At 65.6% G+C, this 14127-nt stretch carries 13 protein-coding genes; 10 read left to right on the top strand and 3 right to left on the bottom strand.

Features of this window, described 5'->3' with window-relative positions:
* The first annotated feature begins 70 nt into the window (after positions 1-70).
* From gatB to DAEP_RS0102500, 3 genes are all read left to right on the top strand, one after another.
* Entirely contained in the window at positions 71-1582 is a 1512-nt protein-coding gene (gene gatB, locus DAEP_RS0102510; RefSeq protein ID WP_027243565.1) for an Asp-tRNA(Asn)/Glu-tRNA(Gln) amidotransferase subunit GatB, read from the top strand.
* A gap of 272 nt (positions 1583-1854) precedes the next feature.
* Positions 1855-3096, top strand: coding sequence for a peptidase T (pepT, locus tag DAEP_RS0102505; protein WP_027243564.1), 1242 nt, complete (start codon positions 1855-1857; stop codon positions 3094-3096).
* 169 nt (positions 3097-3265) lie between these two features.
* Positions 3266-3742, top strand: coding sequence for a DUF4177 domain-containing protein (locus DAEP_RS0102500; protein WP_027243563.1), 477 nt, complete (start codon positions 3266-3268; stop codon positions 3740-3742).
* Between the two features lie 17 nt (positions 3743-3759).
* Here the strand turns inward: DAEP_RS0102500 and DAEP_RS0102495 are convergent, their stop codons facing one another.
* Entirely contained in the window at positions 3760-4014 is a 255-nt protein-coding gene (locus tag DAEP_RS0102495) for a BolA family protein (protein WP_008555905.1), read from the bottom strand.
* A gap of 107 nt (positions 4015-4121) precedes the next feature.
* Here DAEP_RS0102495 and DAEP_RS0102490 point away from each other — a divergent pair, with 107 nt between their 5' ends.
* From DAEP_RS0102490 to DAEP_RS0102465, 7 genes are all read left to right on the top strand, one after another.
* Positions 4122-4745 carry a J domain-containing protein gene (locus tag DAEP_RS0102490; RefSeq protein WP_008556276.1) on the top strand — a complete coding sequence of 208 codons (624 nt, stop codon included), beginning with the start codon at positions 4122-4124 and terminating at the stop codon, positions 4743-4745.
* 332 nt (positions 4746-5077) lie between these two features.
* A complete protein-coding gene (locus DAEP_RS0102485) occupies positions 5078-5446 on the top strand; it encodes a hypothetical protein (RefSeq protein WP_027243562.1) in 369 nt (122 codons plus the stop codon).
* Between the two features lie 379 nt (positions 5447-5825).
* Positions 5826-6812 (top strand): cobaltochelatase subunit CobS, encoded by a 987-nt coding sequence (gene cobS / locus DAEP_RS0102480; protein ID WP_008557330.1) that lies wholly within the window; start codon positions 5826-5828, stop codon positions 6810-6812.
* 2 nt (positions 6813-6814) lie between these two features.
* Entirely contained in the window at positions 6815-7273 is a 459-nt protein-coding gene (locus tag DAEP_RS23880; protein WP_154665021.1) for a hypothetical protein, read from the top strand.
* Entirely contained in the window at positions 7254-9131 is a 1878-nt protein-coding gene (gene cobT, locus DAEP_RS0102475) for a cobaltochelatase subunit CobT (protein ID WP_027243561.1), read from the top strand. The genes DAEP_RS23880 and cobT overlap by 20 nt, the downstream gene beginning before the upstream one ends.
* A 360-nt stretch (positions 9132-9491) precedes the next feature.
* Positions 9492-11282, top strand: coding sequence for an aminopeptidase P family protein (locus tag DAEP_RS0102470; protein WP_027243560.1), 1791 nt, complete (start codon positions 9492-9494; stop codon positions 11280-11282).
* A 73-nt stretch (positions 11283-11355) separates the two neighbouring features.
* Positions 11356-11697, top strand: a complete 342-nt coding sequence (locus DAEP_RS0102465) for a DUF427 domain-containing protein (protein WP_008557439.1) — start codon at positions 11356-11358, stop codon at positions 11695-11697.
* Positions 11698-11960: 263 nt separating this feature from the next.
* On the opposite strand, the gene DAEP_RS0102460 is transcribed toward DAEP_RS0102465, so the two are convergent.
* Together DAEP_RS0102460 and DAEP_RS0102455 are read right to left on the bottom strand one after the other, a co-directional pair.
* A complete protein-coding gene (locus DAEP_RS0102460; RefSeq protein ID WP_008554548.1) occupies positions 11961-12152 on the bottom strand; it encodes a hypothetical protein in 192 nt (63 codons plus the stop codon).
* A 237-nt stretch (positions 12153-12389) separates the two neighbouring features.
* On the bottom strand, positions 12390-14072 hold the full coding sequence (locus tag DAEP_RS0102455) for a chloride channel protein (protein WP_008556129.1): 1683 nt from the start codon (positions 14070-14072) through the stop codon (positions 12390-12392).
* Between the last annotated feature and the right edge of the window lie 55 nt (positions 14073-14127).

The raw sequence follows: 14127 nt of genomic DNA, 5'->3' as shown, positions 1-14127 counted from the left end.
CCCTTGCCCCTGCCCGCGCACGGGCCTAGAACGCTTGCCAACCAAGGACATTCGGATACGGCGGAAAACCATGCTCGACCTGACATATGAACTCCCCAAGCCCAAGGTGATCGCGGGCGCCAAGCATGACTGGGAACTGGTCATCGGCATGGAGGTGCATGCCCAGGTCAGCTCAAATGCCAAGCTGTTCTCCGGCGCCTCCACCAAGTTCGGCGCCGAGCCGAACTCCAACGTGGCCTTTGTGGACGCGGCGATGCCCGGCATGCTGCCGGTGATCAACGAATATTGCGTCGAACAGGCCGTGCGCACCGGCCTCGGCCTGAAGGCGGACATCAACCTGTGGTCGGCCTTTGACCGCAAGAACTACTTCTATCCCGACCTGCCGCAGGGCTACCAGATTTCGCAGCTTTATCATCCCATTGTGGGCGAAGGCGAAGTGCTGGTGGAACTGGGCGACGGCACCGCGCGCAAAGTGCGGATCGAACGCATCCACATGGAGCAGGACGCGGGCAAATCGATCCACGACATGGACCCGCATATGTCCTTCGTCGACCTGAACCGGACCGGCGTCTGCCTGATGGAAATCGTCTCCCGCCCCGACATCCGCGGGCCGGAGGAAGCGGCGGCGTACATCGCCAAGCTGCGCCAGATCATGCAGTATCTGGGCACCTGCGACGGCAACATGCAGAACGGCAACCTGCGCGCCGACGTGAACGTCTCGGTCTGCCTGCCCGGCGCCTATGAGAAGTACCAGGAGACCCAGGACTTCGGCCACCTCGGCACCCGCTGCGAGATCAAGAACATGAACTCCATGCGCTTTATCCAGCAGGCCATCGAGGTCGAGGCGCGCCGCCAGATCGCCATTCTCGAAAGCGGCGGCGAGATCGTGCAGGAAACCCGGCTCTATGACCCGGACAAGGGTGAAACCCGCTCCATGCGCTCCAAGGAAGAGGCGCATGACTACCGCTATTTCCCCGATCCCGATCTGCTGCCGCTGGAAATCGAACAGGACTGGGTGGACAGTATCGCCGCCAGCCTGCCGGAACTGCCGGACGAGAAGAAAGCACGTTTCATCAACGACTTCGGCCTCAGCGACTATGACGCCTCGGTGCTGACCGCGGATGTGGAATCGGCGACCTTCTTCGAGGAAACCGCCAAGGGCCGCAGCGGCAAGCTCGCCGCCAACTGGGTGATCAACGAGCTGTTCGGCCGCCTGAAGAAAGAAGACCACACGATCACCGAGTCGCCGGTAACGCCTGCACAGCTGGGCGGCATCATCGACCTGATCGCCTCGGACGCGATTTCCGGCAAGATTGCCAAGGACCTGTTCGAGATCGTCTATACCGAAGGCGGCGACCCGGCGCAGATCGTCGAAGAGCGCGGCATGAAGCAGGTGACCGACACCGGCGCCATCGAGACCGCCCTGGACGAGATCATCGCCGCCAACCCGGCGCAGGTGGAGAAGGCCAAGGTGAACCCGAAACTGGCAGGCTGGTTTGTCGGCCAGGTGATGAAAGCCACCGGCGGCAAGGCCAACCCCAAAGCGGTGAACGAGCTGGTGGCGAAGAAGCTGGGCAGCTAAGCGCCACTGGAAACGGAATTTGAAAGGGCGCCCCTCGCGGCGCCCTTTTTCGTGCCGCAAAGGGGGCGGCCATGCGGGGGTCCTCTGCACCGGGTGCTGCCCTTTCCAATCTTCCGCCCGCCGGCATGCCGGACAGCCCCCGGCCGCCCCCACCCGCGGTCAGACGCTGCCCTTCGCGCTGCCACAAACCGCCTCACCGCCCCGTCGAATTCGCCGCCGCTTGACCTTCGCCGCGCCAGCGGGTTTCCTCCTGCCAAAATCCCGGAGGCTCCATGACCCGCAATTTCGACCAGGAACTTGAGGACCGTCTGGTCCGCTACGCCGCCATCGACAGCCAGAGCGACGAGACCTCAGCCGCAACCCCCAGCACCGAAATCCAGTTCGACATGCTGAACCTGCTGGTGGCGGAGCTGCAGGAGATCGGTGCTGAGGACGTGACGCTCACCGATTACGGTGTGGTGCTGGCGACCGTTCCCGCCACCGCGCCGGGGCCGGCGATTGGATTCCTCGCCCATGTCGACACCGCCCCGCAGTTCAACGCGAGCGGTGTCAAGCCGCGGGTGATCAAGAGCTACGATGGCTCTGAAATCACGTTCCCCGACAATCCCGCCCTGGTGCTGTCGCCGGAAAAATCCGCCTACCTTGCCTCCAAACAGGGCGATGACCTGATCACCGCCTCGGGCCTCACCCTCCTGGGCGCGGATGACAAGGCGGGCGTGGCCATCGTGATGACGCTGGCCCGGCATCTGCTGGCCAATCCGGAGATCAAACACCCGCAGATCCGCCTCGCCTTCACGCCGGACGAGGAGATCGGGCGCGGTGTGGGCGAGCAGCTGCCCGAGGATTTGGGCGTCGCCTTCGCCTACACGCTGGACGGCGGCGACGCGGGCGAGATCGTCTATGAGAGCTTCTCTGCCGACCGCGCGGTGGTGCGCATCAAGGGTGTTTCGATCCACCCCGGCTGGGCCAAGGAAAAGCTGGTGAACGCCGCGCATCTGGCGGCAAAGATCGTGCAGACGCTGCCGCAGGCCACAATGACGCCGGAAACCACAGACGGGCGCGAGGGGTTCATCCATATCACCGACATGAACGGCGGCTCCTCTGAGATGGAGATCAAGCTGATCCTGCGCGACTTCGAACTGGACGGGCTGGCGGCCAAGGGCGATCTGCTGCGCAAGGTTTGCGAGGCGGTGCAGGCCACTGAGCCGCGGGCGGAGATTACTTGCGGGATTTACCCGCAGTACCGCAACATGCGCTACTGGCTGGAAAACGACATGACCCCGGTGGAGCTGGCGCTGGCCGCGTGCCGCGCACATGGGATCGCCCCTGTCACGACCCCGATCCGCGGCGGCACCGACGGCTCGCGGCTGACCGAACTGGGGGTGCCCACGCCCAACATCTTCACCGGCATGCAGAACGTGCACGGGCCGCTGGAATGGATTTCGGTGCAGGACATGGCCAAGGCGACGGAGGTCTGCCTGACGCTGGCGCAGATGGCCGCGACGGAGGGCTGAACCGGCTGCCGACCCCGGAATAATTCAAAAACTCCGGCTCGGAAAGCGCCTGAATTCCGGGCCGTTTTCCGCCCCTGAAAACGGCGGCGCGCCGGGCCTGCGCCGCCGCTCCGGCCCTTGACCGCTCCCGCCTTTCCGCTAAAGCTTCAGGCCGAAACAGGAGACGTTCATGCAAGCATTTGAGTACAAGGTGATGCCCGCCCCCGCCAAGGGCACCAAGGCGAAGGGGGTGAAGACACCCGAGGCGCGCTTTGCCAATTCGATCGAGATCCTGCTGAACGAGATGGCGGCCGAGGGCTGGGAGTTTCAGCGTGCGGAGCTGCTGCCAAGCGAGGAGCGCTCCGGGCTGACCGGCTCCACCACCAACTGGCGCAACGTCCTGGTGTTCCGCCGCGCGCTCGCAGCGGAAAAGCCGGAGGCCGCGCAGGTTCCGGGCCGGGGCGCCGCCGTGGAGTTCCGCCACAGCGAACCGCCGCTGACCGCCACCGCAGGCGCCCCCGAAGCCCCCGGCAGCGCCACGCCGGGTCCGGGCGCCGGAGCCGCCAAAATGCAGTCCGGCGATGGCGCGGAGGAGCTCAGCCCTGTCTCGGGCGTGACCACCACGCTGAAAAACCGGGCCGCGCGAAAGGGCGACGGGGAGGACTGATCCTCCCCCCTTCGGGATCAGACGCCGGTGTCCAGCGCCAGCGCGTGGATGCGCGGCACGATCCCGCCCAGCGCCTTGTGAACGGCGCGGTGCTGGGCCACCCGGCTCATGCCGCCAAACGCCTCTGACCGGATCCGCACCGCAAAATGGCTCTCTCCGGAGCCGTCATCGCCCGCATGGCCCGCGTGCTTGTGGCTTTCGTTCACGACCTCCAGCGCGCTCGGCGCGAAGGCCGCCTGCAAGGCCGCTTCCATTTCCTGCTTCACGTTCATTTTCCGCTCATCCCCATAAATTTTTCAGCGCGCCCCCTTCAATCTGGCGCCCCTTAGACTAAACTGCTGCCTCCGAGTCGAACAGAAGCGTCTAGAAGGTGCGCCCCATGACCAAATCCGATCCCTTTGGCTTCGATATGTCCGTCCGCTCCGCCAAGAAGAAAAACCCGCGCGGGCGGCGGGCCGCTACCGGTGCGTCCGAAACCTCCGTGCGCGTCTGCGACAAGGACGGCTGCGAGGAAGCCGGCAAGTTCCGCGCGCCCAAGGCGCCCGACGTGCTGGATGACTACTTCTGGTTCTGCCAGGAGCACGTGCGCGAGTACAACAACAAGTGGAACTTCTTCGAAGGCACCACCGAAGCCGAGCTGAATGCGCAGCGCTCCAAGGACAAGGTCTGGGAGCGCCAGACCAAGCCCATGGGCGACCCCGAGGCGCGCGCCTGGGCGCGGCTTGGCATCGAGGATCCGCATCAGGTGCTGGGCGCCAATGCCACCCAGAACCCGGGCCGCGGCGCCAAAACGGGCCGCCGCCTGCCGCCCACCGAGCGCCGCGCCATCGAGATCCTGGAAGCCAAGGACGACTGGACCAAGGCCGAAATCCGCAAGTCCTACAAGAAGCTGATCAAGGTGCTGCACCCCGACATCAACGGCGGCGACCGCAGCCAGGAGGAGCAGTTGCAGGAGGTCATGTGGGCCTGGGATCAGATCAAGGACAGCCGCAGCTTCAAGTAAGCGGGGCACAGCAGCGATGCGCAAAGGGCGGCCTGGGGCCGCTCTTTTTTTTGTTCCGGGAGAGATTCTCCCTAGAGAGCGTTTCCCAGGGGAGATTGCCCCGGGGGAGATTGACCAGAGGCCGGTGTCCAGCGCCCGGTGCCGCCAGCGCCCTGCACAAGGGTCAGGGGGGCTATTCCAAAGGACAGGCGGGCGCGCTTCTGCCGCCAGTCAGGCGGCAATCCTACACCTTTGCTGGCGCGCAAACCGGCCTGCACTCGTTTAGATTGAACTTATCGAAACCTCAGCGCACCCGGCCCTCACAGCTGCCGCCAATTCACAGGAGACCGCCCATGCACCGCCTCGTCATCACCGCCAAACTCGCCCCCGGCACCACCCACCAGCAGATCGCCCGGTTCATCAGCCAGAACCGCCCGGCGATGCAGAACGGCGGCGCCACCGGCATGATGATCCGCAGCGGCGGGACCGTTCACATTTTTCTGGAAGGTCCCGAAGCAGTGACGCAGGCCGCCGCCAGCGCGGCCCGGTCGAGCGGTCTGTTTACCTCGGCGGATACCGAGGGGGCAGTGCCGATCCGGTTTCGGACCTTCGACAAGATCTGCCTGGCCTATGCCAAGCCGGAACACCTGGGCGGCAGCCTGCGCCGCGAGATCGGCCTGCTGACAGGTCTGGAGCTGCCGCAGCAGCCGCTGGCCGCCTGATCCCGCCCGGATCCTGTCCCGGACCCGCTGCCGCCGGCAGCGCAGGCCTCCTGGCGCCGCTGGCGATGGGCGGTCTTTTGCCGAAAGTTAATAATAGAATCTTTATTTCTTTGACCCGCACCGCAGTCAGCGGTTAGGCAAAGATGTGCCGGCCGCAGCCTATCCCCCCAAGCGTCGCGGTCGCCGGCAAAACGCGCCCCCTGCTGCCCGGCCGGGGGCGCTGTGCGTGAGGCCGCCTCAACCGTCTGTCCAGTTCCGCTTCAATCGCGGCGTCAGCTGGTTTCCTGCCATTGTTCCCCTTGCCCTCGCGCGCCAGATCGGGCACCAATCCCGCGGATTGGACCCTGATGACAGGGAAGCGGGATAAGGATCGACTGGGATGACCGACGGCTTTGTGGACATGAATGCGAAACCGACCGAAGCAATTTCGGTGCGCGATGTGTTCGGGATCGACACGGATATGACGGTCAAGGGCTTTGCCGAGAGCTCCGACCGGGTGCCGGCGCTGGACCCGACCTACAAGTTCGACCCGGAAACCACGCTGGCGATCCTGGCAGGCTTCAGCCACAACCGCCGTGTCATGATCCAGGGCTACCACGGCACCGGCAAATCGACCCACATCGAACAGGTCGCGGCGCGGCTGAACTGGCCCTCCGTGCGGGTGAACCTCGACAGCCACATTTCCCGCATCGACCTGATCGGCAAGGACGCGATCAAGCTGCGCGACGGCAAGCAGGTGACCGAGTTCCACGAGGGCATCCTTCCCTGGGCCCTGCGCAACCCGGTTGCGATCGTGTTCGACGAATACGACGCGGGCCGCGCCGACGTGATGTTTGTGATCCAGCGGGTGCTGGAGCATGACGGCAAGCTGACCCTGCTGGACCAGAACGAGATCATCACCCCGAACCCGTTCTTCCGCCTGTTTGCCACCGCCAACACCGTGGGCCTCGGCGACACCACCGGGCTCTATCACGGCACCCAGCAGATCAACCAGGCCCAGATGGACCGCTGGTCGCTGGTCTCGACCCTGAACTACCTGAGCCATGACGCCGAAAGCGCCATCGTTCTGTCCAAGGCGCCGCATTACAATACCGAGAAGGGCCGCAAGACCATCAGCCAGATGGTGACCGTTGCCGACCTGACCCGCACCGCGTTCATGAACGGCGACCTCAGCACCGTGATGTCGCCGCGGACGGTGATCAACTGGGCCCAGAACGCCGAGATCTTCCGCAACGTGGGCTATGCCTTCCGCCTGTCGTTCCTGAACAAATGCGACGAGCTGGAGCGCCAGACCGTGGCCGAGTTCTACCAGCGCTGCTTCGACGAGGAACTTCCGGAAAGCGCCGCAAGCGTGAGCCTGGGGTGAGATTGGTCACAAAAGCCATTCTGTTTGTAGCATCTGTGGCGGTTCCTAGTGCAACATTAGGGGCTGCTGATCCAGCGGAAGCCAAACGCAACGAGGGGTTTATTCCTATCGCGGGAAGCCCTCTGCGCGATGAGCCAGAATTTGTGTTGGCACGCTGCCACTCGCTGGTCAACGCGATGCAAATCCGCCGCCAGATCCACCGGTCAAACCCGGTAACCGGGCGAAATTGGGATCTAAAGACAGATTTTGACTGGGTTTTCGAGGAACCTTTCAAATCAGCTTTTTGGGCGGCTTGGGCCAGGCACAGCGCGGATAACGTGAGAGACTACACGAAACAGTACATGGATACGTTTGGACCTATACGTTTTCCTAGTACAGTGCGGCATCACCCTCTCTTTGTTTCCGACAAGGCCACTTGTTTGGAGAATTTCGGGAATGACCATGAAAAAGCCGAACGATAACCCCGCCGATCCGTTCAAGAAGGCGCTGACCGAAGCCACCAAAGTCATGGCCAACGACCCGGAGCTGACGGTTACCTACACGGTGGACCCCTCGGGGCTGTCGGGCGACTCCATGCGGCTGCCGCAGGTCTCCCGCCGGATGACGCGGGAAGAGGTTCTGCTGGCCCGCGGCACCGCGGATGCGCTGGCGCTGCGCCACCGGTTCCACGACGACGCCACCCACGCGAAATACGCGCCGCAGGGCGAAATGGCCCGCGATCTCTATGAGGCGATGGAAACCGCCCGCTGCGAGGCAATGGGCGCGCGCCACATGCCCGGCACCGCGTCGAATATCGACGTGAAGATCCGCAACGAGTCGATCCGCCGCGGCTATGACCAGATGAAGTCGTCTTCCGAGGCGCCGCTGGCCGCCTCCGCCGGTTATCTGATCCGGCATCTGGCCACCGGCCGCCCGCTGCCCGAAGGTGCTGCCAATATCATGGAGCTGTGGCGCGGGTTCATCGAAGCCCAGGCCGGCGGCACGCTGGAAAACCTGGACGAGACGATTTCCGACCAGGCCGCGTTCGCCAAACTGGCGCGGCAGGTGATCTCCGACCTCGGCTATGGCGACCAGCTGGGCGATGACCCGGATGATCTGGACGACGACGCAGGCGACGAGGCCGAGGACAACGCCGAGGAGCAGCAGGACCCGGACAGCACCGGCCAGGACGACTCCGAGGAGGAACAGGCCGACGCATCGCCGGAGCAGAGCCAGGAGCAACAGCAGGACGAGAGCCAGGCCCAGGTCTCGATGGACGAGATGGCCGACGAGGAGCTGGCCGAGGACACCGAGATGCCCGACGGCGAGGCGCCGCTGGAGCCGCCTGCCCCGCCGCCGGTCTCCGAGGCCGACCCGGACTATAAGGTTTTCCGGGACGCCCACGATGAGGAAATCGCCGCCGAGGAGCTGGCAGAGCCTGCCGAGCTGGAGCGCCTGCGCGCCTATCTCGACCAGCAGCTGGAGCCGCTGAAGGGCGCGGTAAGCCGGCTGGCCAACAAGCTGCAGCGCCGCCTGCAGGCGCAGCAGAACCGCAGCTGGGAATTCGACCGCGAGGAGGGCATTCTGGATGCCGGCCGTCTGGCGCGCGTGGTGGCCAACCCGACCACGCCGCTGTCGTTCAAGGTGGAAAAGGACACCGAGTTCCGCGACACCGTGGTGACGCTTCTGCTGGACAATTCCGGCTCGATGCGCGGCCGTCCGATCTCGATTGCCGCGATCTGCGCTGACGTGCTGGCCCGTACGCTGGAGCGCTGCAACGTGAAGGTCGAGATCCTTGGCTTCACCACCCGCGCCTGGAAAGGCGGCCTGGCGCGTGAGGCCTGGCTGAACGAGGGCCGGCCGCAGCAGCCCGGACGCCTCAATGACCTGCGCCACATCATCTACAAGGGCGCGGATGCCCCGATGCGCCGCACCCGCACCAACCTCGGGCTGATGATGAAAGAGGGCCTCTTGAAGGAAAACATCGACGGCGAGGCGCTGGAATGGGCGCACCGGCGGATGATGCACCGGCCCGAGGCGCGCAAGATCCTGATGGTGATCTCCGACGGGGCGCCGGTCGACGATTCGACGCTGTCGGTGAACCCGGCGAACTACCTGGAGAAACACCTGCGCGACGTGATCGCCATGGTGGAGAAGAAAAAGCAGGTGGAGCTGCTGGCGATCGGCATCGGCCACGACGTAACCCGCTATTACGAGCGCGCGGTGACGATCACCGATGTGGAGCAGCTGGCCGGCGCGATGACCGAGCAGCTGGCGGCCCTCTTCGACAGCGACCCGCGCGCGCGCGCCCGGGTCATGGGCATCAAGCGCGCCAGCTGACGCCCGCTCAGGCCCGGGAAGCGGCTCAGGGAGCGCTCCCGCGCCTTCGGCCTGCATCAAGATGCCGTCCACAGCCTTGGGCACGGCCGCGCGCTGACGCGCGCGGCTGCGCCAGAGGCCGCAGGCATCCGGCGCTTGGCCCAACGGGCCAAGGGGCCTCCCTGATGCCCCGATGGCCGGGCGGGAGCCGCCGCCGGTTCTGTTCCGTCAGATCCGGTGCTTTCCCGCCGCCGCTGCCCTTGCCAGCACGGGGGTGATCTGGGACAACAAAGGCGCGCGCCCTGGCCGCGCCTTTTCTGTGCCGCGGCGGCCGGGGTCCCCTGCCGCTCGCCGCCCTGCCCTTCAGCTGGAGAGACGCCGATGTATCAGACCTTCGATGTGACCGCCCGCCCGGAACAGGGCCCGCCCCGGCTGGCCGCCCTGCGCAAGGAACTGGCGGCGGAAGGCCTGGACGGTTTCCTGGTGCCCCGCGCCGATGCCCATCAGGGCGAATATGTGGCGCCGCATGATGAGCGCCTTAGCTGGCTCACCGGGTTCACCGGCTCGGCAGGCTTCTGCGCGGTGCTGCAGGGCGTTGCCGGTGTTTTCATCGACGGCCGTTACCGCACCCAGGTGAAGCGCCAGGTGGCGGCGGACTACACCCCCGTGCCCTGGCCCGAGGTGCAGCTGGCGGACTGGCTGAAGGAGCAGCTTCCGAATGGCGGCAAGGTTGGGTTTGATCCCTGGCTGCATGCAACAGGGCAGATCACAACCCTCACGAACGAGCTGAAGGGCAGCGGCATCACCCTGGCGCAAAGCGAAAACCTGGTGGACCGGATCTGGCAGGACCAGCCCGCGCCGCCGATGAACCCCGTGGCCGCGCACCCCTTGGAATACGCAGGCGAAAGCAGCGCAGACAAATGCGCGCGGCTGGCCAAGGACCTGCACGACGCAGGCCAGGCAGCGGCAGTGATCACCCTGCCCGACAGCATCATGTGGCTGCTGAACATCCGCGGCAGCGATGTGGCGCGCAACCCGGTGGCGCACGGGTTTGCCATCCTGCACAGCGACGCGCGGGTGGACCTGTTCATGGCGGCAGAGAAGCTGGACGGCGTGCAGGGCCATTTTGACGGCTCCGTAACACTGCATCCGCCTGAAGACTTCCTCAAGGCCGCGTCCTCGCTCAACGGCTCCGTTGCCGCAGACACCGGCACCCTGCCGCAGATCGTGGCCGATGCGCTTGGCGAGCGGCTGGTGGCGGCGGGCGACCCCTGTGCCCTGCCCAAGGCGCGCAAGAACGCCGCCGAAATCGCAGGAAGTGCCGCAGCCCACCTGCGCGACGGCGCCGCGATTGTCGAGATGCTGGCCTGGCTCGACGCGCAGGCGCCCGGCACCCTCACCGAGATCGACGTGGTGAAGAAGCTGGAGGCGCTGCGCCGCGAAGACCCCGCCCTGCGCGACATCAGTTTTGAAACCATCGCGGGCACCGGCGAAAACGGCGCTGTCATGCATTACCGCGTGACCGAAGAGACCGACACCCGGCTGGAGGACGGCCACCTCCTGGTGCTGGACAGCGGCGGCCAGTATCTGGACGGCACCACCGACATCACCCGCACCATCGCCATCGGCACCCCAGGAGAGCAGGAACGCGCCGCCTACACCCGCGTGCTGCAGGGCATGATCGCGATGTCCCGGCTGCGCTGGCCCAAGGGGCTGGCGGGCCGCGATATCGAGGCGATCGGGCGGATGCCGCTGTGGCTGGCCGGGCAGGATTTCAACCACGGCCTCGGCCACGGCGTCGGCGCCTATCTGAGCGTCCACGAAGGGCCGCAGCGGCTGGCCCGCACCAGCCATGTGCCGCTGGAACCGGGCATGATCCTGTCGAACGAGCCCGGATACTACCGCGAAGGCGCCTTTGGCATCCGCATCGAGAACCTTCTGGTCGTTGAACAGGCCCCGGCCCTTGACACCAGCGACCCGGAGCGCGACATGCTGTGCTGGCGCACGCTCACCTTTGCCCCGGCCGACCGGCGGCTGGTGGATGCCGCCCTGCTGACAGCGGACGAGAAAGACTGGCTCGACAGCTATCACCGGGAGGTTGCAGCAAAAATCGGACCGCAGCTCAGCCCCGCCGCGCAGGCGTGGCTTGATGCCGCAACCGCGCCTTTGTGACCCGGGTCTGACACCCGGCTGTTACATAGACTGAACAAAAGATGACACGAATGAAGAAAATGGGAAATCACGCATGACAAATATCCGTATCCGCAAGGCCGAAGGCACCTGGGTCGTCCGTTCCGGCGGCGCTGTATTGGGCGAAACTTCCAATGCGCTGGAGCTGTCGGAGGGCGGTCTGGATCCGGTCATCTATTTCCCGCGCGACGACATTGCCATGGCATTCCTCGACCGCACCAGCAAAACCACCCTGTGCGAGCACAAGGGCGAGGCCAGCTATTTCTCGATCGCCAACAAATCCTCGGTCACCGAAAACGCGGCCTGGAGCTATGAAAACCCCAAGGAGGATGCAGCAGAGATCAAGGGCCATCTGGCGTTTGTGCTGAGCGACTCCGTCAAGGTCGAACAGGTCTGATCCGCCTGCCGGGCTCCGGCGGCCCTGTGCCGCCGCCAGCGCGGGCGTCCGGTCTCAGATGCAGATTGCAATCCGGCTCGCACCGGCGCCCTGGCGCCGGTGTTTTCATGCCGGCGCTCCGTCAGAGCCTTGGTAGCGGTGCGGAGGCGGCAGAGCCTGGTGCGGCGTGCCCCGCGGCAAGCCGGCCGCGGCCGCAGCGGCACAGCAGCGCCTCTGCCCCCAGGGGGCGGAGGCCAATACGGCGGTTCTGCGAAAGATAAGGTCTAGGTGAGAATGGCCCGGCTCAGATTCAGCCTGGCTTCCTCCAGCGCGTCGCCTGCGCCAAGGATATCCGTTTCCCGGGCGCATTGGATCGCGTAGTTGATCACCGCTTCCAGGGCCGCCCGTTCATTTTCCCGCTCGCTCGCCTTATTTTTCGCACCAGCCTCTTGCGGGCCGATTTCGAAGTTGCGCATGAGTTTCCTACCGAAGTGAGTAAATCTTGCTATGTCCTGGTTGCAGTGTTGTAGAAGGCTCAGCCGCAGGGCAATGCACTTCTTAACTTTCTATTTACCTGTAGCGGATTTCTCACAGATGCGGGGAAGATCCAGGCCGGTTTCCCCCTTGCGCAGGCCGGAAGACGCAGCGCAGCGCCCTGCCCTGCGGCCGAAGCCCCAAGGCTGCAGGCGCTGCTGGCAACCTCTTTCTGCGCCTTACCGGTGCTCCTCGGCAGCGGTTGCGGCCAGGGCGCGGTTATAGGCCTTCAGCGCATCCACGTGGTAAAGCGCGCCGATGATTTCTTCGGTGCCGGCCTCCTCCATCATCACCGGCAGATAGGGCACGTCGGCGCGGTCGAACACCGGCATCGCGGCCTCCAGCGAGGCGGAGGCGCGGATGCATAGCCCTTCGTCAGCCAGCTTCTGGCAGTCCTCCAGGCTGGCGCAGCGGCTGTCCCCCATCGGCCGCATCACGGCGCCCGCGCGGATCAGCGCCAGCAGATAGGCCTGCGGCCCGGCGGCGCAGTGGATGTCGCGCCGCTCCAGCTGGGTCAGGAAGAAGGAGCGGTCCACCAGCCGCGACGCCAGCGCGGTGGACATGGAGACAGAGACCATCACCGCCAGGCCGATCTGCCAGTCGCCGGTCAGCTCGAACACGATGAGGGTAGTGGAGATCGGCGCGCCCAGCACCGCGGCGGCCACCGCCCCCATGCCGGCAAAGGCATAAAGCGTGTGGGTGCCCGACACGTCCGGCAGCACCGAGGTCGCAATCAGGCCAAAGGCCAGCCCAGTCAGCGCGCCGATCATCAGCGAGGGGGAGAACACCCCGCCGCCCATGCGCCCGCCCATGGTGATCGCCACGGCGGCGGTCTTGACCACGGTGAAAATCACCGCCTCCCCCAGCAGCAGCCCGCCGGTCAGCGCCAGCACCGTGGTCTCATAGCCGACACCGATGATATGCGGATACCAGACCGCGATCCCCCCCAGCATGGCGCCCGAGACCGCCGGGCGCAGCCAGCGCGGCAGCCGCAGCCGCGCCTGCACCGTGTTGCCCACCTTGTCGGCAAAGAAGATCGCCCGCATCTCGACCACCGCCACCAGGCCGCAGATCAGCCCCAGTATCAGGAAGGCCGGCAGCTCCACGTAAAACTGCAGCGCGCCGGGTGTGGCCAGGGTGAATTCGGTGACATCGCCGTATTCCAGCCGGTTGATCACGGTGCCCGCAACCGAGGCGATGACGATCGGCGCAAAGGCGTTGACCGCAAAGTGGCGCAGCACCACCTCCAGCGCGAACAGGGCGCCGGCAATTGGCGCGTTGAAGCTGGCAGACACCGCCGCCGCCACTGCACAGCCCAACAGGTCCCGCCCGGTGATGCCGTCGGCATTGATCCGGTTGCTGACCCAGGTGGAGATCACCCCCGCCATATGCACCACCGGCCCCTCGCGCCCGGTTGAACCGCCGGTCGACAGGGTGATGAAGGACGCCAGCGCCGAGGCCAGCCCCTCCCGCTGCTCGACGCGCCCGTCGTGCAGCGCCGCGCCCTCGATCACATCGGCGACCGAGCGCACCCGCCCGTCCGGGGTGAAGCGGTCAAGGATCAGACCGACCACCAGCCCGCCGCCCGCCGCAATCGTCACCAGAACGTACCAGGGCAGCCCCTGCGCAAAGCTGTGCAGGTAATTCACATCCGGCGCGCCATAGACCCAGGCCTGCAGCGCCGCGATCCCCTTGCGGAAGAACAGTGCGGCAAAGCCCGCGGCGATACCGATCAAAAGCGCGATCAGCCAGAACTGGAACTGGCTGGGGCCGCGATGGCGCAGCACCCGCCAGATGTCTTTCAGGCCGGCCAGCCATTGCAGTGAGATTGCGGAAAGGGACGAACGGATTTCTTGCACCATAACCTGTCAGCGGGTCTTTTTTGTTATCAATGGCCTACAACTGCCATGACGCCAG

This window comes from Leisingera daeponensis DSM 23529 (genome assembly GCF_000473145.1).
Taxonomy (GTDB): Bacteria; Pseudomonadota; Alphaproteobacteria; order Rhodobacterales; family Rhodobacteraceae; genus Leisingera; species Leisingera daeponensis.
The sequence above is the reverse complement of the archived record's forward strand: the minus strand, read 5'-3'. Positions and strand labels throughout refer to the sequence as shown.